Consider the following 23484-nt stretch of genomic DNA (forward strand, 5'->3'; position numbering starts at 1 on the left):
TACCTTTGTAGGTTAAATACAATAAGATGTTGAGACATACGTATAACAAGCCATTTTTCTGGCTGATACTGTTGCTCGGTACCTTTTTCTTCCGTACCGGAACCGCCCTGGCGCTAGACACCATTTATATTAAACCTTCGCAAACATTACAACTTGCCGAGTTTAAAGCCGTAGAATATTTCCGCGACAAAACCGGTGAACTGGATTTTAAGCAGGTACAAAAGAAAGACTTTCAGCTCCTGCACCAGCAGGTCCCTAACTTCAATGTAACGACTGATGCGGTATGGATGCGTCTGCGGGTAACCAACCAAACCGACAGTTCGGGCCTTCAACTGATCATCACCAATCCCATTCTGGACTATGTAGATTTTTACTACATAACCGAAGACCTGCATTTTCACCAGGAGCGCAGCGGTGAACTGGTACCCTTTGCCTGGCGCGCAGTAAAACACCAAAATTTTATTTTTAATCTGAACCTACCCATGGGGGCAACCCGGGATTACTACCTGCGGGTGAAAAGCCGGGAATCTATGCAGGTACCTATATACATAGGCACCGAGCTAAACATATATAACAAGGTAAATACAGACGACCTCTGGCTGGCCCTTTACATCACCGTGATCGTGGTGATGACGTTATATAATGTCTTTATTTTCCTGACCACCAAGGATTACAATTACCTGTATTATATTTTTTACATCGTAGCAGTAGGTATTGCCCAGGTGTGCCTGCAAGGCATAGGTTACCGTTATCTATGGCACGACAATATGTTCATCACCGAGCAAAGCGTGCTATGGGTAGGTGCCTTGTCGGGTATTGCCGTGGCTAAGTTTGTACAGGAGTTCCTGCACGTGCGCGACCGCGCCATTATTGCCTACCACATATTTAACGGGTTTATCTATTTGTACCTTGGCTCAATTGCCCTGGCACTGTTGCACCTGTATTCCACGGCCTACCTGCTCATAGACTTGCTGGCCATGTCGGGCATGCTCTTTATCCTGGTTTATGTAGTGATCCAGTCTATCAAGAAATATCGTCCGGCGGTGTTTTTCCTGGCGGCCTGGTTTATCTTCATTATCGCGGTGGTGGTCTGGGTATTGAAAGACACCGGTATTATCCCTTACAATGTATTCTCCAGCCACATCCTGCTCATTGGCTCTGCCCTGGAAGTGGTACTCCTGAGTTTTGCACTGGCCGATAAGATCAATACGTATAAAAAAGAAAAAGAACAGTCGCAGGCCGAAGCCCTGGAATCGCAGGCTGTCGCTTTGCAGGTTTCCTTGGAAAACGAACGACTGGTGAAAGAACAGAACATCCTGCTGGAAGCCAAAGTGCAGGAAAGAACCGAAGAACTACAAGCTTCCAACAACAAGCTGAGTGAAACTCTTATCAACCTTAAAGACGCCCAGACCCAACTGGTAGAATCGGAGAAAATGGCCTCCCTTGGCCAGCTTACAGCGGGTATTGCCCATGAGATCAATAACCCCATTAACTTCGTAACTTCCAACATAAAGCCACTAAAACTAGACATTCAGGACTTGAAAAGCCTGCTGGACCGCTATGAATCGCTGGACCATGCCAATGGCAACATCCACGAGCAGCTCGAAGGCATAAAAGCATACCGAGAGGAATTGGATATTGATTATATTCACAGTGAAATTTCATCGCTCATCAAAGGTATAGAGGAAGGTGCTGCACGCACTGCCGAGATCGTAAAAGGGTTGCGTACTTTTAGCCGACTGGACGAAAGTGACCTCAAATACGTAGATATTCATGAAGGGTTAGACTCCACGTTAGTATTACTGCGAAACAGCATTCCCCATCATGTTCAACTTATTAAAAATTACGGCAAGCTGCCCAAAATAGAATGTTATGCGGGTAAATTAAACCAGGTGTTCATGAATATTATGAGCAATGGTTTAAACGCCATCAAAACAAAAGCCATTCAGGGCAATGAATCGCTGACCATTTCCACCTCACTGGAAAACAACCTGGCCAAAATCGCTATCCGCGACAGCGGCATCGGGATGACGGAGGAAGTAAAAGAAAAGATCTTTGAGCCTTTCTTTACCACCAAAGATGTGGGAGAAGGCACTGGCCTAGGCCTGTCTATTGTATTCAGCATTATAGCCAAACACAATGGCAAAATATTGGTAGAATCGACACCAGGCAATGGATCAGAATTTATTATATATTTACCTTTAAATGTATCTAGCTAAAAAATAATTTAATCACCTGCATCTTTAATGAAAAACAACCGTATCAGGATATTGTACATTGATGATGAAGTTCATAACCTGAATGCTTTTAAGGCCAGCTTTCGCAGGAACTATGAAATTTATACGGCAGGATCCGCCCAGGAGGCTAAACAACTGATCCGCAGCATCAACGTACACATCATTATTGCCGATCAGAAAATGCCGGTTACCACTGGGGTCGAGTTTTTCCATGATATCCGGGAATCTATTCCGGAGCCTATGCGTATTTTGCTCACGGGCTATACGGATGTAGAAGATATAATAGACGCCATTAATAAAGGCCATATTTATTCCTACATTAAGAAGCCTTGGGATGAGCTGGAATTACAGAAAACCATTAACAATGCCTTTGAGATCTACATGGCGCGCCAGCAGCTCAAAGAAAAGATCATAGAACTGGAAAAAACAAACGACGAACTCAATCGTTTCATTTATTCCACCTCGCACGATTTGCGCAGCCCCCTTATGTCCGTACTGGGCATTATTAACCTGGCCCGGCTGGATAATTCAGTAACCGATCCAAACGGTTATATGGATATGATAGAAACCTGCGTACAAAAGTTGGACGGATTTATACAAAAAATCATTGAATATTATCGCAATTCCCGGCTGGATGTGGAATATGAGAAAATTAATTTCTCTACCCTGCTGGAAGATTGCGTGAATGCATTTATACCCCAGAATACTTCTATTGAATATTTGATCGAAGTAGATCAGCCTATTGATTTCAAAGGCGATACCTTCCGGATTATGGTGATCCTCAACAACCTGATCTCCAATGCCGTTAAGTACCAGAAGCCAAACGAGGAAAGACCGCAAGTGAAGCTAAGCGTGAAAATAGAGCCGCACAAGGGAACTATTCGCATAGAAGATAATGGCATTGGTATTTTGAGCGAACATTTACAGAACATTTTTAAAATGTTCTTTCGCTCCAAAAACAATAACAAACCCGGAAGCGGCATAGGACTGTACATCGTAAAAGAGGCATTAAGTAAAATTGGCGGCACTATCAATGTAGATTCGAAATACGGAGAAGGTACTCAATTTGAAATTATCATTCCGAACCGCAATGAATTCGATACCTGATCTGCGCATTCTTTTGATCGACGATAATGAAATTGACCTGCTGCTGCATGAAAAACTAATCCTGCACCAGCGGATAAGCCATACCGTATTACCCTTTACCAACGCCAACCGTGCCCTAGAATACCTCTCCTCCAACCTTACTCTCCCTAACATCCCTCCCACAATTATTTTGCTGGATATCCAGATGCCTGAAATGGATGGATTTGAATTTCTTCAATCCTTTGCCACCTATCCACCCCGCATCAAATCGCAGTGTTATGTGATCATGGTGTCTTCTTCGCTGGACTATTCAGACATTAACCGTAGCAATGCTAATCCCATGGTGATGAAATTATTGCGCAAACCTTTAATGATTAAGGATCTAATGGATACCATACAGGAAATTTTCCGGGAGCAGTAATCTCTAAGAAAAGGGCCGCCTGCTATTATTTGCAGGCAGCCCATTTATTGATTAATAGCTTGGCAAATATTTATCCCGGTAATATGCCTGTGCGCACAATAGCCGCGATCTGCTCCAGGGCGGGCATCAGTGCGGCATTGGCCCATTCGGCGCCCAGGGCTATACGGGTATGATGATCGGCACCGGTAACCGAAAAGTCGGTACCCGGCGGCAGCGCAATACCCTGGGTGGCCAGGTATGCAGACAACTGACTGCCAGTGATGGTTTCTCCCAGGTATAGCCAGATATGGAAACTGCCGGGGAACAGGGTATACTCCAGGTTGTACAGCGCTTCAGCAACCCGCTGGTGCCAGCGGAGACCTTCCCGTTGTTTTTCGCGGATAATGGTTTTTAATTCATCCCCTTGCATAAGGTGCAGGCCAAAATTATGAAACAGCGCACAGGGGCTGCTGGTGGAGATCTGCACTACTTTTTCTATCCCTGCAAGCGTATCTTTCGGGTATACAATATAGGCCGATTTCAGGAAGGGATTAAATGGCTTGGACAGGCCGTAAACATGAATGGTACGTGCGGGCAACAACTGAAGGAAAGTGGGTGGTGGGTCTGGGTGTAAAAAGCGGTAGGCATCATCTTCCAGCAGGTACACGCCCGGGAAAGACGCCACTATCTCCGCGATCTGCTGCCGCCTTTCCAACGACATTACTGCTCCCGTGGGATTTTGCACGGTGGGTTGCAGGTATACCATTTTGCAGACGCCCTTTTGTAAACAAGCCTGGAGCGCTTCAGGTATCATGCCTTCCTGATCGCAGGCAATAGGCGCCAGCGGGTAGCCATAGTGGGACGCGATCATGCGGAAGCCCGGAAAGGTAACCTCCTCCACTGCAATCCCAGGAGCGTAAGACTGGAAACAGGATAGAATGCAAAACAGGCTGCTATTGGCGCTGGGCAGCGCAATCATGTTGCTCATCGTATGCCAGGTAAGGGCAGGCAGTTGCAGCCAGTGAGCCACTATGGCTGCTTCGGCTGGCGATGGGCATGGATAAGGTGGTTGTAGCAACGCATATTTCTGCGGATCGGGCAGCGTGGCCACATACCGCTGGAACACATCCATTTCCAGCCGCACGGAAGGATAGTTGAGTCTAAGGTTCAGCATAAAAATTTAAAATTGCACCACCACGAGGCGGTTGCCGTATAAGTCCAGGCAGTGAAAAAAAGGGGTTTCCCGGCCCGCCAGGTTCCCGATAAGCTGTACATCATTGGCTTTTACATGGGCGTACATACCGGCAGCATCATCGGTGTAGATAACCAGGGTAGGCTGACCCGCAGTTTGTTTGCCCACGCTTGCCTGCTGCTCCTCGGTGCTGGCCTCCATGAACCAGATGCCCACCGCGTCGTCTTCACTGAAGCCCACATGCAGGAAGCGCTTCCCTTCCGGTGTAGTAGATTCGAAGAGCTTATGGCAGAAGAAATTCTTTTCGTAAAACGCGAAGGCTGCGTCGTAATCCGTAACAAGTATTACGGCCCTTCCGAGCGTTGTTTCCATGCGGCTAAGATAATAAGGAATTAATTAGAAAATGTTCGGCAAATATCCCATCTTCATGGACCCGATAACCATAAAAAACCACAACGTACACCACATTTCTTCACCTAATTTATTTTCTTATGTTTGATCAGATCCTGTCATTAGTAAAAGAGCAACTGGAAAATCATCCGCAGGTAGCCCAGGCCCTGCCAGCCGGCCAGGCCGGTGAAGTACACCAGGAAGTAGCCGGCAATATCGTCAGCAGCTTGCAATCCAGCCTCTCCGGCGGCGGTCTTGGCAGCCTCAGCGACCTGTTTTCTGGTCATAGCTCCTTTTCGGAAATTGCCTCTTCTGTATCTGGCAATCTGATTCAGTCACTCACCACCAAATTTAACCTGGACCCCGCCATCGCCGGCAATATCGCTGCAGCGATACCTGGTATCCTCGCAAAATTTGGCCAGCAAAGCAACCCCGCTGCTGGCGGAGAGGAAGGCTCCAATGGAGGCGGCATTCTCGGTAGCCTTGGCAGTCTTCTCGGACATTGATTTTTTCAACACGTAAATTTGAAAAGGGTGTAGCGCTAAACGTTACCCCTTTTTTTATGTAGTGATGACTTGTCTTATTTCTAACACGGGAAAACCATTGCTAATATGCAGTGTTACCTAAACCAGAGCAGGTGAAAAAGAGATTGGTGAAATGGCCTGCCTAACTCCACCAAAGGCCGCCCCAAAAAATGGAACTGCAGGCAAAATTGTGTATATTATAGGATGAAAAACACATGGCTGCTATGCATTGCAATATTACTGATACCCTGCTTCGGCAGGGCGCAAGCCAATACCCCACTATGGCAAACCTTGCCCCTTGAACCACCCATGCCCAAGGCCGATCAAAGCGGGCTGGCGCCGGTGAATGATATTCAATTATATTATGCCATTTTCAATAAAAACGGGAAAGACCCTGTCCTACTTTTACATGGTGGATTAAGCAGTTCAGATATTTGGGGATTTGAAGTACCCAAGCTCCTAAAAACACATTGTGTCATTATTGTGGATAGTCGCGGTCACGGGCGCAGCACCATGTCTGACCAACCAATGAGTTATAGTTTGATGAGTGCCGATATATTGGGTCTTATGGACTTTCTCCACCTTAAAACTGCCAGTATCGTAGGCTGGAGCGATGGGGGGATTATTGGCCTAGACCTGGCTATTCATCACCCAGATCGGATTTATAAACTTTTTACATTCGGAGCCAATTACGATACCACCGGATATAAGCCAGTGCCTTCAGACACCTCCACGGCAACCCTTTTCAGATCGCGGGTAGCAGCCAATTATCGCCGTTTGTCACCCACGCCAGATAGTTTGGTAAAACTGAAAAAGGCTTTGGGCAGCTTGTACAGCCGGGAACCCATGTTTACAGCCGCCGAACTTAAAACCATTAAAGCGCCTACGGTAATTGCCTATGGAGCGTATGAACAATTCATTACTCCGGAGCATTTTAAAGCATTGGCGGCATTAATTCCCAACGCCCGCTTGGTCATGCTGCCCAATGTAAGTCATGCAGGCCCGCTGCAAGACCCTGATCGTTTTCATGAAGCAGTAGTAAGTTTGTTGAATGCGCAGAAGTAGTATATGCGACAGAGGCCACGCCCTATTTATTAACTATAGGTAATTGCCGGGCAGCACGGATTGCCACAAAAAAAAATCGTTAATACTGTTTGTTATACCGTGCACCTTCTGAATGGCCGATGTTAGCCCATTTATGCCAACTTGTTTTATAAATCTATGAACCTTATCTCCAACCAATACTTCACCTGCTGTCTTTCATCAAAAATTAGTGCTTCATTATCGCCTCATATTCGCCGATGCTTAGTGCATAGTGATCGCCCCTGCAAGCAAAAGGTTGCCTTTTTAACGATATGTTAAAATACCCAGATTTTCATCAAAAACTTAAAAGTTCACGTTTAAATGAATTTTTATTCACTTAAATTTGTGAAGACAATCTCCAGTTATGAAGCCTTTAGATCCAAGCAAGCGCGTTAGAATTATCAATGCAGTGTATCGCATTGTTGGAAAGAATGGGCTTGCGGGCGTCAATATTAAAAGCATCAGTACCGAATCCGGGTTGGCTACCGGAAGTATCTACACCTACTTTTCCAATAAAGAAGATATCATTCAGGCCTCCTACCTCCATTCCGAACACAGTATGAGCGCTCAGATTTATCAGGGGCTGGACATACGGGATCCCGTAAAACGATCCCTGTATGCCATCTACTTTAACACATTGAAGTACAGGCTCAAGCATTACAACGAGATTGTTTTTGCGGATCAATATTTGCAATCAAATTATGTACAGCTTAATCTGGAAAAGGCGTTTAAGGATTACGAAGAGCAGCATGCTCCTTTATACGAAGTGTTTCGCAAAGGGCAGCAGGAAGGCCTGTTCGTAAACCAATCTTTATTCCTGATGAGTAATTTTTTCATGGGTGCCGTTCGATCTGCCTCCATCGGCATGTTGCAAAATGTGCTGAAAGTTTCCCGGGAAAATGTGGAAAGCAGCTTCACCATGGCCTGGAAAGGAATTTGCCTTTGAGCCAGCTTAAGCGAATATTTATTCACCCATTAGTAAATTTTGGAATAACTTATTTATAATACTTTAAAATTTAATGTTATGAACACGTTAGAGAAAGTAGCGGTGGAAGATGTATTTCACCAACAGCAGCAACATGTTGCTAAACAGAAACTTACTACCGCCCGCGAGCGTATAGCCCTGTTAACTAAACTTAAGAATGCATTGCCTGCTGTAAAAGATAAATTAGTAGAAGCCTTAGCGAAGGACGTTGGCAAACCTGCTTTTGAAGTGGGGTATATGGAAATTGCCGGACTGGCAGCTGCCATCGATCAAACCTGCGCCAGCCTTGAAACATGGATGCAATCAGAAACCAGGCCTTCCGCCATTGATCCAAAAGCCAACATAGAAATTCGCCCGGAAGCACGTGGCGTAGTACTGGTTATTGGTCCCTGGAATGTACCTTTCCTGCTGGCCCTGGAACCTACCGTAGCAGCACTGGCCGCTGGCAACTGCGTGATGATAAAACCTTCTGAACTTACCCCTCACACGAGTAAGGTAATCAAAGAATTTATTCCCACCGTATTTGCCCCGGAAGTAGTGTCTGTCGTAGAAGGTGGTGTAGAAGAAACCACTACTTTACTGCAACTGCCTTTTGACCACATCTTCTTCACAGGTAGTCCGAATGTGGGTAAAGTAGTGATGGCCGCTGCTTCCAAAAACCTGACCACTGTAACGCTGGAACTGGGTGGTAAGTCTCCCGTTTTCATTGATAAATCGGCAGACCTGAAACGTGCTGCTACAGCGATCATGCATAAGAAAATAATTAATGGCGGACAGATATGTATTGCCCCCGATTATATCCTGATCCCGGAAGATATAGAGTATGCCTTTGTAGCCGAATTGCAAAAGGCTGCGCAAAGATTGCTTTACAACAACGGTAAGTTTACCGGTGGAGATATGTCGCATGTAATTAACCAACGCAACTATGACCGGCTGAAAGGCTTATTTAATGACGCGGTAAGCAAAGGCGCAAAAGTAGCGTTTGGCGGAACTTTCCACGACGATGTGAACCAGATAGAACCTACCGTTCTTATCAACGTTCCGCTGGATAGCAAGATCATGCAGGAGGAAATTTTTGGACCACTTTTGCCTATCATTCATTACAAAGATTTGCAGGAAGCCATCGATTATGTAAACAAAGGCAGCAAGCCATTAGCCTTGTATATTTTCAGTAAAGAAAATAAAGCTATTGAGCAAATTGTTGCCCAGACTACATCTGGTGGAGTAACGGTAAATGAAGCCATGCTACATGTATTTGATCCTACCGTTCCTTTTGGCGGCGTAAATGGAAGTGGCATGGGGGCATACCATGGTATTTATGGTTTTAGAGAACTCAGTCATCTCAAAACAATATACTATGCCAGCGATGCTCCACTTGATGAAACGTTGTATCCTCCATTTGACAAAAAGCAAAAAAACTAAAGATGAAAGCGTCAATTGTTAAAGAGATAGGCGGTAAGTTTCAGACCGCAGACATAGAAATAGATAAGCCCAAGGGATCTGAAGTATTGATCTCAGTGAAGGCTTCCGGCTTATGTCATTCAGATCTTCATATCCGCGATCACAGCTATGGCTATGCGTTCCCCGCAGTGTTGGGACATGAGCCGGCAGGGGTAGTAGAAGCCATTGGTGAAGACGTAACCGAATTCCAGGTGGGCGACCACGTTGTGGGGTGTTTAATTCAATTTTGTGGAAAATGTGAAGAATGTCTTTCCGGCCGCACTTACCTCTGTCAACATCCAGAATATACCCTCCGTAAAGAGGGCGAATCACCCCGCCTACAAGGCGCGGATAAGTCGGTGCTGAACCAGGGTTTTGGACTAGGCGGCTTTGCGGAGAAAATATTGGTACACGAGCATCAATTGGCAAAAGTACCCAAGGAAATGCCGTTCGATAAAGCTTGCTTGCTGGGTTGTGGTACCGTTACCGGTGCCGGTGCCATCATTAACTCTGCTAAGATAAGGCCTGGCGATAGCGTGGCAGTAATTGGTACGGGTGGTGTGGGACTGAATGCGATCTCAGGTGCCAAAATTGCCGGCGCTACCACGATCATCGCCATCGATATTGATGATGAAAAATTGGCATTCTCTAAAAAGTTTGGTGCCACCCATACCATCAATTCAAGTAAAGAAAATCCGGTAGCAAAAGTGAAGGAGATTACCGAAGGCGGCGTTACAGCTGCATTTGAAGTAATTGGGCTAAAAGCCACCTCCGAACAAGCCCTTGAAATGATCAAACGAGGCGGCAGCGCCTATCTGATCGGCATGGCAAAACCGGGTACCGTTCTCTCTGTAAAAACGTTTGAAGAAATGCTTGCAAACGCCAAAAATCTGGTGGGAGTAATGATGGGATCTTCCAACCTGAAAAGAGACATTCCTATGTACGCCAAATTGTATCTCGAAGGACGCATGAATCTCGATGACCTGGTGTATAAACAAATAAATATTAATCAGGTAGAGGAAGCTTATCAGGAGCTTGCTTCCGGTAAGATCATCGGACGATCTGTTATTACTTCTTTTAATTAAGTAGCATTATTATTTGATGAGAGCGGCCCACTTCGGTGGGCCGCTTTTATTTTTGTAGCTGTGTGCGCAGGAATAAATGTCAACATAAAGAGGAAAAGATGCCCCTTTAAGCTGCACTCATTTTAATAGGGACCAGGCGCATCTTCTATCATCGTCCACTTATCTTACCAATGATATAATAATAGGAAGCTATTTTTGATTCATAGGTTGCATAAGCGTTAATTAAGTCGGATGAAGCCTGCTGGTAAGCAGCCTGGGCATCCAGTACATCACTGATCGCCGCGAGACCCGCCTTATAATTATCTTCGTTAACCTTTAAATTTTCGGTAGCCTGTTCTACATTTATCCTAGCATAAGCAATTTCCGCGAGTCCATCCTTCACGTCGTACCAATTCTTCATGATGCCCACCTTCAATTGATTACTGCCATCAATTAAATTATTTTGCGCAATATTTTCGCTAATGGCCCTTTGTTTTAACTTTTGCCGGCCCCTACCCCACAAACCATCAGAAACCGGTATTTTAACAATAGCTACGGCTGCGGGTATAAATGAACTGCCCAGGTCTCTTTTAATTACCCCCACCTCTGTGGCACTAACACCGGCAGATACAGAGGGCAAATAATCGCCTTTGGTAAGTCTGGTTTGCAGCTTTTCTCCTTCCACATTTTTAATCAGCAATTGGTAATTATTATTATTGGTAAGAGAAGTATCCGGATCAAAGTCTGTTAATGCCGGCGATTGGCTATTATCAAGCGTATCCTTCATCACCAGCAGCGAATCGTAGGGCATACCCGTGTAGAGGCAAAAATCCAGTACCGCAAGCCGGTGCCCGTTCTCCAGCTTACTTTCATTTAACAATAAATGGCTGAGTTGCACTTTAACTTTCAGCAGATCGTTGCGTGCTATCAGGCCGGAGGCCAGCATATCTTCTTGCTGCTTCAGCAGGCTTTTCAAAAAAATTGCATTAGACACCAGTGTTTTCTTTTGTTCCTGTAGTCCTACAATGTTCCAGTATTTTTGTTCAGTAGTTAATAATACAGAATCAACAGATTGCCTGGACAAAACTTTATTTACCTCAAATTGTAATGCCGCCAGTTCGTTGCCCGTACGGATTTTTCCACCAGCGTAAATGGCCTCTGTAGCAGTGGCACTTGCCATGTAAAAATTATTGACCCCTTTTTCTAACAAAGGCGGATAAGCACCCACGAAGTCTTTAAAACCGTATAGTCCCACTCCACTAACAGACAAGGAAGGCAGATAATCAGATTTAGCTGCAGCCACATCGGCCTTAGAGGAGTTTATTTTCAAGTTGCTGTTCTTAATACTGAAACTGTAGTCTACTGCCGCTTTTTTACTTTGTTCCAGCGAAACCACATGCTCCTGGGAAAAACCAGTTAAATAAAGGGTGCTGAATATAGTGGTGATTATGAATCGCATATTTAATGTTTTTAGGTATTTGCCTTAGCAATTTCCGTTGCGCCAGCTGGATGTTTATCCATATTGCGAAAAAACAGCCAGTAAAGCGTAGGTAAGACAAAAAGGGTTAATAGCATGGACACCATTAGTCCAAACGCTATTACTGTACCTAATGGTCCCCAAAGGGAAGAACGGCTCAAGATCATTGGGATCACGCCGACCGCCGCAGCAGAAGAAGTAAGGAAAATAGGCCGCATCCTGCGTTCTGCAGATAATATGGCTGCTTCCCTAACTGTTTTACCTTCATGAAAACGCAATTCTTCGGCGTGATCGATCAGGATAATACCATTCCTTACCACGATTCCGCAGAGTGCTAATAAACCAAGGAAAGATGTAAAACCAAAGGGATATCCCGTTACCAGCAAACCGAAAGACGCTCCCAGTATACTCAATGGCATCGTAGTAATACTAAGCACCGCATGTTTAATATGTTTAAAATGCCATATCAGGATCAGGAAGATCAAGACTATACTCATCATTAAAGACAAACCCATCGGACCCAGGTTCTCATTCTGCAATTCTAACTCACCGCCGTAACTGATGTCCATATCATCCGGTAATTTTATTTTATTGATCTCCGGCTGGATATCTGCCAATATCTGGTTCGCAATGGCATCTGGCTTAATATCCATGCGCACCGTTAAAGTGCGGATACTATTTCGCCGGACGACTTCTCCATTATTCCATTCCGGTTCAATAGTGGCTACCTGCCTTAAAGGCACAATTGCTTTTGTTTGTGGAGAAGGTATATTCAGCTCCAACAAGCTGGTGGTACTACTTCTTGCGGCTTTAGGCGTTTTTATTTTCACATCCAGCGGATAAGTACCTTCCCATATTTGGGTGGCATTAAGGCCATCCATATTCATCGCTACTGTATTGGCAATATCTTTTTTCGTGAGCCCTAACCGAGATGCTTCCTGATCCTTTACATTCAGCCGAACACCTTCCTGCATTTCAAAATAATCAGTTCTTACCCATATCACTTCGGGATGTTTTCTACCAATAGCTGATACCTTATTGCCTATATCTTTTAAAGTGGCAATATCATTTCCAGCTATTCTCACTTCAATCTGAGCCGGTGCATTCACCATATTCAGTTGTTTCATCCGCACATACGCGGTGGGGAAAATATTACTATACTTCTGCTGATACTCGCTGATAACCTCTTCCGTTGTCTTTTCCGTAGTGGTGTTCACCAGCACCTGTGCATAATTTTTGGCCGGCAAGTTAGGGGCATATAAAGTATGGAAGCGAGGAGAGCTGGTACCGATAAAACTGGTGTAGTTCATAATACGGTCATCCTTAGCAAGTATGCGCTCCATACCCTTTACAACACTGTCTGTTTGCGTAAGGTTATAACCGCTAGGTAGATTTATTTCTATAGCAAACTGGTTACGTTCTACTTTTGGGAACAACTGTTGGGGAATATTAGCCATTATAACCACGCCAATTACTATGGCCAGCACCCCAAAGCATACCGTGAGTACATAATGGTCCATGGCCTGGCCCACATGTTTATCAAAAAATGCTTGCAAGTAATCCAACAGTGATTTTTTGTCTTTTTTCTTTTCTGCATTTTCCTGCAATCCTTTTTTGATGAACACCGTATTGAAAAAAGGTACTAGCACCATCGAGATTGCCAGGGAAAGGCTGAGTGCTATTATAATTGTTACTGGAAATACACTGATAAAATCCTTCGCTACCCCGGACATAAAGAACATCAACGGGAAAAATGTAGCGGAGATCGCCAATGTAGCAGTAAATACAGAAGGAAACAATTCTATTGCGCTGCTCTTTGCCGCATCCCATACAGACATACCGTGATCCAACTTTTCCACATGGTTATCTATCACAACAATGGGGTCATCCACTACGATGCCTAATACCACGATGAGTGCTGCAAGGGTAACGGTATCTAACTCTATACCCGCTAGATACATGATGGCCAGGGTGGCTGCAATAGTAATGGGTATAGTAGCAGCAGCCACTGCGGCAATTCGAAATGGCAGCAGCAGCAAGGCAACTATAATTACACCGACCAGCGCAAAGCCAAACTCTTTCATAAAGTGGCTGATGGATTCATCTACCACCTCCGGTTGATTGGCCAATTTTACCAGTTTAATATCTGGCGGCAGGTGTTTAATTACCTTGTCCAATCTTTTTTCCAGTTCTTTCCCGAACTTAACAATGTTTTTTCCGTTGGCCATTTCCAGCGAAATGATAATGCTTTTGGTTCCGTTGGAAGTGATATATGCATCCGGCTCTTCATATTCCCGTTTAATAACGGCAATATCCCTTAGTTTCACAAGGTTACCATTTTCATCTCTACGGATGATCTGGTCTGCCAGGTCTGCCTCTGTTTTATAGAAACTGGCCAGGTGAATGGGCCGGTCTATTACGGCTCCTTTTTCAGTACCCGCGGCGCTCACGGCTCCTTCATTTTGCAATACCTGCATGACGGTATTGGCGGTAATGCCGTATTGCAGTAGCTTATTATTATCTACATATATACTGATCTGTTCATTCAGATCCCCTGTATGGGATATTTTAGCGACATCCTTTACCCGGCGCAGCTCTGATTCTATATCTTCTACATTCTTTTTTAGCTCCTTATAATTACGGGTAGGTGACTCCACTGCTAGCAGTAATGCAGAAGTACTTCCAAAATCACTATTTACATAAAAGCCCTTTACCTCTTTGGGCAACTGCCCCTGGAGCAGTAGCATACCATTTTTAATCTTGTTCCAGAAGGCTTTGGTATCAGGTCCATTCACCCGATCTGCCACTTCCACAAAAATGTACATCATGCCATCCCTGGAATAAGAATAGGTCTTGGTCTTATCAACTTCGTTATTACTAAAGAGATATTCCTCTACTTTCTTTGTTAATTGTTCTTCTACCTGCTCAGCAGATGCGCCGGGATACATACCAATAATAACACCCTGGCGGATAGTAAAATCGGGAAATTCATTTCTCGGCATATTGAACAAGCCCAGGATACCCAAAATAAACAACACCGTGGCAATCGCAAGCGGAATAACGTGATGGCGCATCGCCCACTCAATTATTTGACCTTTTTTTTCCATGAATCCTGGAATTATTTGTTGAGTATAATGGGAGTGCTGTCATTTAATTTCTGATACCCCGACGTAATGAGTCGCTCACTACCGACTAGGCCACTCTTTATGGCAATACCACTGCTATATAATGCACCGGTTTGCACCTGCCTACGGAAAGCCTTTTTACCTGCTTCATCGGCTACAAAAACAAAATTGTTGCCTTTTTCATCCACCTGCACAGCCTGTGCCGGAACGATAATCTCCTGATGGCTGGCGCTATCTGTGGAAGCAATATGGTTATCAGGAGTAAAAGTGATCTTACAAAGCATACCGGGTTTGAGTGCTTTTACCGGGTTAATCAAATGAACCTTTACATTATAACTCGCACTATTTTGCTGGGCAAGCACGCCAATTTCTGAGACCTTTCCTAACAGGGGTTCTCCGCCCAGGGCATCCACGGTAACTGCGGCTGTATTACCTACTTTGTAACGGTTAATTTCACTTTCCGGAATCGCTACCAAAACCTGCACAGACCGGATATCTAACAATTGGACAACCGGCGTGCCCGGGCTGGCGGTAGCGCCTGCCTCTATTTTCTTATCACCGATATACCCATTTACGGGTGCAAATAATTTAGTGTGTACAATGTTCTGGTAACTAGCCTTGGCAGCGGAAGTAGCCTGATCAAAGTCGGCACGCGCTTGCAGCATCTTAATTTCCGCGATACTTCCTTTTTTAAATACTTCAAGGGTGCGGTTATAATTCTCTTCGGCTAGTTTGGCCTGTGCCTGTTGTGCATTATACTGATTGCGGTATACCGTCTCGTCGATCTCCGCCACCTTTTGTCCTTTTAGCACATAATCGCCGGTTTGTACAGGAATAGATGTTATAGTTCCAGAAACCTGGAAACTCAGGTTAATAGTTTTGTCGGCCTGGATTGTACCGTCGTACTGTAGCCGGTCAGTAGTAGCAGGTATTACACCTCCTAGTTGTATACTGCTTACGCTAATGGTATCGGGTGTTGATTTGGGTTGGACTTTATGTCCGCAACCGCAATTCAATAGGACGGCCATCCAACCGCCTGTTATGAGATAAAGTTTGTTTTTCATATTGTACTAGCCGGTCTTCCAGACAAATATGTGCTTTGTCTGAAGTGTTTAAAAAAATATTTTAACCCTCTACAAAATTTGCGTCAATTATTTAAAATAGCTTATAAAAAATTATGCATTCTGCTACACAATCACATGCCAGCTCAAAGGCCTAAACACCGTAGCCAGCTTTGTTGAAGGGATACTGTGACGGAAACATGGGCTATCACCTACTGATCCATGGATAACTGGATGATTATAGCATCATGAAAAAATAAAATTTATTTTAATAACTAACAAAGAGCTTTATTCATTTTATAAAATCCTATGAAAATACTACGCTTTCAAAAATTTAAATACCCTACTCTTAAAAACTGAAAACTATGTAAAGAACACGAAATTACTTGTAAATTAAGAAAATTCTATCTGTTCCGGGCTATGCTTTTATCCAACATTCCATGACTATTTCTCCCTTACATTAATAATTCCCAATAAACGCTATTCTTATTCCTGGTATACCATTGTATTTAATTTAATACCAGTCAAGTTTAGGGCGTCACTAATATTGTACCAACCTTCCAGCGGTGCTTCATGGTTGAGTATGTATTTTCCCTGGCTTCCATCCTGTAGTGCAACGAAGCCATGGTTTGGAATTGATGACACCTGAGCCAAAATGAATGAATATTAATACACCCATCTTACTATCTTTAGCAGCCCCTGAATATGCAGGCAGACACATTCCCCATTTTTTCAGCGAAATCATCAGTCCAAGTGTATTAGCGTAGAAAACCTTTAAACTCTAGGGGTTCAGTTGGTGCTACTGCGTATCGCTGCTTTACTGGTTTTTCAAATATAACATATCATTTTTTGCCTTTTAACAAATGGTAAATTAAATGACCGTGCCGTCCCTATTACTGGCTGTCATGAGCAATGCTATATCACTGTAGTTAAAAAAGTTATTGCAGACATGATGAGATTGGAATCGGGATTATTTCACAACAATACTATCCTGTATGTAAAACGGCTTTGCTTTTCCTTAGCAAGGCATATTATCTGGAAACGGTACTTTTGGCAATAAAGGAGAAGGACCACCAGCATCGATTCAGCAACATAATTGGGGAATATCATTGAACTATTATCCAACCACTTTTCTGTCACCGGCGGTCGAGATGGGATTTAAAAATTTCTCCATCACGGTTATGGCGTGGTTCGGGCTTTTATGGAATATCTTTTTCTCGCCCCTGAAAAACAGTTACTGTTGGAGTTCTAATTATTCTTTATTCACCAGACAAACATGGATTTCATACATATTACATATATAGGATCTCCAAAACACCAAGTAAAGCTTACCAAATAGCTTCCATAGTCCTAAAAAAATGAAGTATTAACATTTACTGATAAGGGAATTGACATATTCTTACCTCAAAACTTAAGAGGATCAAACATAGCCCATAAAGACTAAATAAAATGTCCAATAAACATCAATATGATTATTTATGGATTTTTTTGAGTCAATGATTAAATAGCAAATTAAGAGAACGAAAAGGATAAAAATTACATTCAGATATTAACATTAAAAAAGGACAAGCAAGAAGCTGTTTAAGAGCTCCCGCGTAAATCTTGGCCGCTGATTAGCTAAATCATAAGGATTCCAAACTAACTACTCTTTGTTAGTTAACCATCCGCTTATGCCGGAGAAATCAGTTGATGTACTTCCTTAACCAGTTCTATACAGGTTTCCTGTATCATTTTAGGAATATTGGAAATATCTGCATCCAGGGTAAGATCGATGTTTTGTCCGACCACGGCTCCTTTTATATGGAGCCTGAATAACTTTAAATTCTTAACATCTTTCAGCTGGGCATGTAATTCCAATAATTGAAGATCAAATAATTGTCCGGCAAATTTAACGGCGTAAGCGGCTACATCCAACACGATGGTGGTTTGCAGTTCAACCATCTTCAGGGCGGCTTTTGCCGTTTCAAAGGCTATAGCACTGGTCCCATGCTTCGTTGCCGTAACAACGGCTTCCGCAGTGGCAAAAGCGGCATATGCTGCAGATTTCTGGACATTTTCCAGGGCGATGTTGGCAATTTTAATGGCTTCTTCACCGGCTGCTTTAGTTCCGATCAGACTAGCTTCTGCGGCCATCCACACAGTGTATTCGGCACCTTTTTCTACGCCTTCCACGGTCAACTGAGCCAATGCGACACTTTTTTCACCCGCGGCCTTCACTACTCCCAGGGCAAGTTTACTACTTTCAAAGGCAGTATACTCCCCACCGGTCTTCACCCCTTCCAGCACTTTTTTTGCTGCTTCAAAGGCAACAAACTGGGTACATTTACTGGTAGCATATACCACCCCTTCTGCCACTTTCAAAGCAGCAATGGCGGCTGTATGAGATACAGTCAGGGCGGCTATTTTAGTTCCATAATAGGCTTCTTTATGAACTTCCCACCAATGGGCCTTTTTGAGTTCAAGGTGAGCACTGTCTATTTCGGAGTTGAGCCGGTCTACATAGGCTTTTGCGGATCTAAGGCCTTGTTGGGCATTTTTCATATACCCGTCATAGGCCACCCGGGCTTGTTCAACGGCCCGCTCTGCAGTGCCTAGCGCTTGGGAATAGGCTTTTTGTGCCTGATCTACCTCTTCTTGGGCTTTGGTGAATTGCTGAAGGTAGGATCTTTTTGCATCATCCAATGTTTTCTGGGCACTTTCTAAGGCATTGTTGTAGGCTGCTTTTGCCTGCTGCACCGCAGCCTTTGCCTCTTCCAGCGCTTTAGCATAATCGGCCTTTGTTTGATCTAAGGCTTGGGTAAGTTGGTTAACATAGGATAGATAAGCAGCTTTCGTTTCCTCTAATTTTTTATTGGCTTCATCAAAAACTTTTTGATAGGCAGCCTCCGTTTCATTGACCTTGCGCTGGGCCTCGCCCAAGCCTTGAACAGCCGAATCACGCAGTGCATGAAAGATCTGTTCCAGTTGTTCGGTGACATGTTTCACCAATGCCTGCTCAAATTTGCCATCCAGTATAAAATCCATACTTGCTGGCGATGACAAGCTGCCGGTACTTTGCCCATGGATTTCCAGGCTTAATTCTTTGGTAAAATGCAATTCAAAATCAAATCTGACCAGTTCTTTGGACAAATGCACTAATACTCCGAAACTTAATCCCATCAAGCTGATGGCCCCATCGAAATGGAAGAGTTGTTCCTGGGAAGTGATGGCTAGTTCCAGGGAGATATTTTGTTTTTCATACCCATGAATTTCCAGCGGACCAATTGATAGGGCGGATAAGCTTCCTTTAGCCTTCAGGCCATTGCTTCCAATACTGGCAAAAAGCGAGAACTCTTTGTCAAAAATTTTAATATTGGCAGCAAAGCTAAACCCTGCCTCGTAGGTAATGGTTCCAATGCTGCCACCGTTCGGGGCTATATAGAGTTTTAATTGCTCGAGTTGGAAGAAGTCTGGAACATTTTTCTCAGGGATGCCTGCATTAAAACATTTATTGATGGCTGTTATCAATTTCTGGGGTGTCAGCTTATCCAATTCGCCGAACAGGATGAACTTGCTGGGATCTGTGGCCACATTCACGGCCATCTGGGCCTGGATATCCCCGAATTCGAGCCCTCCTGCAATACCAAATTGGGAGGGAAAACCCGTACTGGCGAATTGCGCATAGTTGATGCCCAGTTGAACAGCCAGTGCCGGCCCAACACGTAAATTCCTCAATCCAAAAGGTTCGTCCCACCAGGTGGTTTCGGACAAGGATGCAGTTGCTTCCAGCATACCGATATCAAGTGCCACGACAAAGTGAAGCGTTTGATTATCTAATATAACCGCTATGGGAAAATGCAACAGAAAAGCCACCTTTGGCCGTAGTTCTATGCCGATCTGGAAAGGTTCGCAAAGAATGTGCCTTCCCAGCTGCAAGGTGGCTTCGGGCATGCTGATAGCCATGGATATCTCCTCTCCCAACTGTGCCGTAAATTGAAGACCGCTTTGTTTGGTGCCTGTTAGTTTGCTAAGCGGCACAATTTCGTCCACAATGGCTACGGCCTGCAGTCCTTTCTTAACCGGATATGGAAAATCCGTGATCGTTTCTGCTGCATTTTCCTTGGCCAGCATCAATCCGAATTTGTTAAATTTCAAGGCATCTACAAAGGAATCCTTCACTGCGGGTATCAGTGTGCTAAGCATAAAGACCGGTGCTTCCACTTCACCATACGCCACCATGTTCCAGGTATCCTTCATTTTATAGTAAGCCGCTTTGCAGGTAACGGTAACCTCGCCTTTTTTGATCTTGCCCTTTATATATACTTCGGAAGTGTGCTCACTGCCCGCCCCGTATAGGTCCAGGCAAAGCTCGGCATCTTCCACCATGACGCCCCCGATGGTAAGGTTTTGTATTTCTCCTCTAAACAACAAATGGGTGCTGTCAAGGATAGCGTCCACTTCAGCGATCACTTCCCCAATACTTACTTTGCATAGAAAGTGGATGCCTTTGGGAATTGTGGTACCATTCAGCTGACACTCGTTGGTGGCCAGGCTAAGGATTAGTTTTTCTAAGGTAATGTCCACTGCAGGCGCCTGCAGAACGATGCCGGTTATATCGGCAAACAGATAGGCCAGGTTCTGGAAAGAAAAGGATTCTAAGCTGGCCTGCACGGCAGAGGCATCGCTGCTTAAATGCCCGGCAAAGCTGAGTAAGCCAATGCTGCTTCGCCAATGAAGGGTGGCCATCAATGCTGTTTGTTGCCCAAACACCAGACTTACGTCCAGCAGGTCCAGGCTCACATTTTTCAAGCCAAATAACCCTTCCACGTGCTCGGCTGTTGCATAAAGCCCCACCTGTTGTTGATCTATCGTTAACCTGGCATGCAGGTCAACCGGCTGTGGTGTTCCTAAAAAGCCAAGCTGCAAGGTAGCGTTCACATCCAATCCAGCACCCCAGGAGTTTTTTAAATCCTTAAAATCCAGCGTTGGATAGCCAATAATGGCCAACTTGATATCCGTAAGGCTCAGGCCTTCCACAATCTCTGCCGATAAAGCCGTTTGGATGGAAAATTCAAAGCCACGGGCGCTGAGAGGCTTATCCAGCGTATCTCCCGGCTGCAGATCTACTGTTCCGCTCAATAAAGGCATCCCCTGGATGTGCAGGGCATCCCGAATGCTGGCCAACAAACCTTCATCCATCTTCAGATTTCCTTGAAAAAAGGCTTGTGTACTGCTGTCAGACCCTTCTACCTTTTTAAGCCCGAAGCTCACGTTTTCAAAAACGAAGAACTGCCCGGCATCTATTTGTATATCCGGAAACAATTGTTCCAGGTGAAATGAATCTTCATGCCATTCAATGTGTGCTTCTATATAGCGGTTGGACAAGCGGGCAAATTTCGCTGGCAGATTGCTGCCTCCCAATAGGGAGACCTGTGCTTTAAACAGCTCTCCATCGGTACCCGATATGCCAGTAAGTGTGGAATAGTTGCCCGTATTAGGAGGTTCACCCGTTTTCAGCCTTTCCAGGTTGTTAAAGTGCACACCGTTTCCCAAATCAAATGCGGATACATTTCCTAAGGGTGCTACCGCTTGTAATTGATTTAGGTCTTCTGCCAACAAATGCGCAGCCACCTTTTTCGGCAAAACAATCTTGGCAAACTGTTGCTTTACCAGCAGATATTCTCCCACAGAGGGTTGAAAGGCGTGGAAAGGATTGAAAACTAGTTGAAACTTAGCTACGGTTTGGTTGTTCTTTAAAAAGGTAATGTGATAGGAAATTTCTGACACCAACCATCTCGCATATAAATTATCCTTTATTTTCTGATGTTTTACCAATACACTCACTTCCGCCAGCAACTGAGGGTCAGCTTGAATGATTGATTTGATACTGGCTTCATAGATAAGCATTTGGGAATTAGCGGCGGCTGTACCCAACACCAAATTATCCGCAATTTGCGCTGTTTCCAATTTATCTGCTGTACCAAGCCCAAAAGAAAATGCGATGAGGTGAAGCCACTCGAACGCCCGTACGTCACTCATGCCCTGGCCATATGCAGCATTGGCTATCGCATTGGCACTGTTTTTAGCCATCAATGCATCCTGGCTTGGACGTCTATCCAAACCACCGGCTACCTTTAGTTTGCTTGCATTGATCACAGTGGTAGCTTGCCGTATTTCCGAATGGCTGGTAAAGTCTGACTGATCTACCAACTCTTTGGGTAAGTTTTGCCCATCGACCTTCCTACCATCAAAATGGTAGTTAGTATAGGTTTGATGATCAATCGCTGTCCTAAAATCAGTTCCGATAAACACCTCTTTCAGATCATTGCCTAATTGATCGCGCTGCTGCCAGAAGTGATGAACTACCTTTTTACTGATAATATCCTTAAAAATGTCTTTTATTTTTGTATCCGAAGAAATCAGGTAATACTTAATTTGGGGAGGAATATCTTCCGGGTAATTATAAAACCGTCCAAAGATATTGTTGGAATCTGCCTGAAACTTTGCAGGGGTCCATTCTTCTGCCTGGATCCTGAAACTATCAATCCATTTAATATACCTACTATCCTGCAATCTTAGATGAATGTCAAATAAATCACAGTAAAGGGTCAGGTCGCCCTTATTTTGCGAAGATAGTTCTGCCACGTTTACATACCAGTTCAAATCGTGTGTGATGATTTCATAAAGTTTCCTGAAATCATTAGCGCTTAACAGAAATTTAGCGGCATCTAAGAGGGTTTTATGGGAAACCATAACCTGGCAAAAAACAATGGAGCTTATAGACGGTTCATTGCATACCCAACGTATGCGCTCATTTCCATTTTCTAAGGCTAATTTGGGTGTAAATGTCCGGTTGCCCCGTTCAATAACAGAGCATAGATTTAAAAGAGCATTAATAACCCTGGACTGGAGCACGGTGCTTGACTGAATTCTTATTCCGGCAATATCATGGTCGTTGAGCAGCACATAAAATGTTAAATAGTCCGGCCACGCAGTTATTCCATGGAACTGCCGGAGGTCATTGACTCTCACATACCATTCCGGAACATCCACCAGTTGATTAAGTACATGCCTGGCATTATTTCTTTCATTATCCGTATAAACACCATACTCGATAAATGTACCAATAGCCGCCTTATTCCATTTAAGGCACACATAATTTTCGGGTTGATTGTCCAGCCGGTATCTGGTAACCGCCTCTCCGTTGTGGGTTTCGGTAATCTGATTAAATTGAGGCATTCTATAGGGTATTTTCCATTTATATTGTATCCAATCTGCATAACAATTCCATAATTGGCAGATCTGGTTAAACTATTTATAGCATGTCCTGTCAACATTTTTCCATAGGATATTCTAATTAATTAAGCCCAAAATATAAAAACTGATTAAGTAATCAAATTATTCCTATTTAAACTGGTAAGAATAAATTGTAGGTAACTAT

Annotated in this window: 14 protein-coding genes; 8 read left to right on the top strand and 6 right to left on the bottom strand. The window is 44.1% G+C overall.

The window, feature by feature from the left end; translation table 11 throughout:
- Positions 1–26: 26 nt before the first annotated feature.
- Genes GA0116948_RS14900 through GA0116948_RS14910 form a run of 3 tightly spaced genes read left to right on the top strand, consistent with a single transcriptional unit; the run spans position 27 to position 3744 of the window.
- Complete coding sequence (locus GA0116948_RS14900) at positions 27–2219, top strand: sensor histidine kinase (protein ID WP_089713643.1); 2193 nt, start codon at positions 27–29, stop codon at positions 2217–2219.
- 27 nt (positions 2220–2246) lie between these two features.
- On the top strand, positions 2247–3344 hold the full coding sequence (locus tag GA0116948_RS14905; RefSeq protein ID WP_089713644.1) for an ATP-binding response regulator: 1098 nt from the start codon (positions 2247–2249) through the stop codon (positions 3342–3344).
- Positions 3328–3744, top strand: coding sequence for a response regulator (locus tag GA0116948_RS14910; protein ID WP_089713646.1), 417 nt, complete (start codon positions 3328–3330; stop codon positions 3742–3744). The genes GA0116948_RS14905 and GA0116948_RS14910 overlap by 17 nt, the downstream gene beginning before the upstream one ends.
- Before the next feature lie 70 nt (positions 3745–3814).
- Here the strand turns inward: GA0116948_RS14910 and GA0116948_RS14915 are convergent, their stop codons facing one another.
- On the bottom strand, positions 3815–4897 hold the full coding sequence (locus tag GA0116948_RS14915) for an aminotransferase class I/II-fold pyridoxal phosphate-dependent enzyme (RefSeq protein WP_089713648.1): 1083 nt from the start codon (positions 4895–4897) through the stop codon (positions 3815–3817).
- Positions 4898–4903: 6 nt separating this feature from the next.
- A complete protein-coding gene (locus GA0116948_RS14920; protein ID WP_089713650.1) occupies positions 4904–5287 on the bottom strand; it encodes a VOC family protein in 384 nt (127 codons plus the stop codon).
- Between the two features lie 119 nt (positions 5288–5406).
- On the opposite strand from GA0116948_RS14920, the gene GA0116948_RS14925 reads away from it, so the two are divergent.
- The 5 genes from GA0116948_RS14925 (at position 5407) to GA0116948_RS14945 (ending at position 10422) form a co-directional block, all read left to right on the top strand.
- Entirely contained in the window at positions 5407–5811 is a 405-nt protein-coding gene (locus GA0116948_RS14925; protein WP_089713653.1) for a hypothetical protein, read from the top strand.
- A 222-nt stretch (positions 5812–6033) separates the two neighbouring features.
- Positions 6034–6894 (top strand): alpha/beta fold hydrolase, encoded by an 861-nt coding sequence (locus tag GA0116948_RS14930; RefSeq protein ID WP_089713655.1) that lies wholly within the window; start codon positions 6034–6036, stop codon positions 6892–6894.
- A gap of 382 nt (positions 6895–7276) precedes the next feature.
- Positions 7277–7858 carry a TetR/AcrR family transcriptional regulator gene (locus GA0116948_RS14935; RefSeq protein ID WP_089713656.1) on the top strand — a complete coding sequence of 194 codons (582 nt, stop codon included), beginning with the start codon at positions 7277–7279 and terminating at the stop codon, positions 7856–7858.
- Positions 7859–7936: 78 nt separating this feature from the next.
- Positions 7937–9319 carry an aldehyde dehydrogenase family protein gene (locus GA0116948_RS14940; protein WP_089713658.1) on the top strand — a complete coding sequence of 461 codons (1383 nt, stop codon included), beginning with the start codon at positions 7937–7939 and terminating at the stop codon, positions 9317–9319.
- A 2-nt stretch (positions 9320–9321) separates the two neighbouring features.
- On the top strand, positions 9322–10422 hold the full coding sequence (locus GA0116948_RS14945) for a zinc-binding dehydrogenase (RefSeq protein WP_089713660.1): 1101 nt from the start codon (positions 9322–9324) through the stop codon (positions 10420–10422).
- A 148-nt stretch (positions 10423–10570) separates the two neighbouring features.
- On the opposite strand, the gene GA0116948_RS14950 is transcribed toward GA0116948_RS14945, so the two are convergent.
- The 4 genes from GA0116948_RS14950 to GA0116948_RS14965 form a co-directional block, all read right to left on the bottom strand.
- On the bottom strand, positions 10571–11860 hold the full coding sequence (locus GA0116948_RS14950) for a TolC family protein (protein WP_089713662.1): 1290 nt from the start codon (positions 11858–11860) through the stop codon (positions 10571–10573).
- A gap of 11 nt (positions 11861–11871) precedes the next feature.
- Positions 11872–14985 carry an efflux RND transporter permease subunit gene (locus tag GA0116948_RS14955; RefSeq protein WP_089713664.1) on the bottom strand — a complete coding sequence of 1038 codons (3114 nt, stop codon included), beginning with the start codon at positions 14983–14985 and terminating at the stop codon, positions 11872–11874.
- An 11-nt stretch (positions 14986–14996) separates the two neighbouring features.
- Complete coding sequence (locus GA0116948_RS14960; protein ID WP_089713665.1) at positions 14997–16067, bottom strand: efflux RND transporter periplasmic adaptor subunit; 1071 nt, start codon at positions 16065–16067, stop codon at positions 14997–14999.
- Positions 16068–17732: 1665 nt separating this feature from the next.
- Positions 17733–23282 (bottom strand): TolC family protein, encoded by a 5550-nt coding sequence (locus GA0116948_RS14965; protein ID WP_089713667.1) that lies wholly within the window; start codon positions 23280–23282, stop codon positions 17733–17735.
- Between the last annotated feature and the right edge of the window lie 202 nt (positions 23283–23484).

It is taken from the genome of Chitinophaga costaii (genome assembly GCF_900094705.1).
Taxonomy (GTDB): Bacteria; Bacteroidota; Bacteroidia; order Chitinophagales; family Chitinophagaceae; genus Chitinophaga; species Chitinophaga costaii.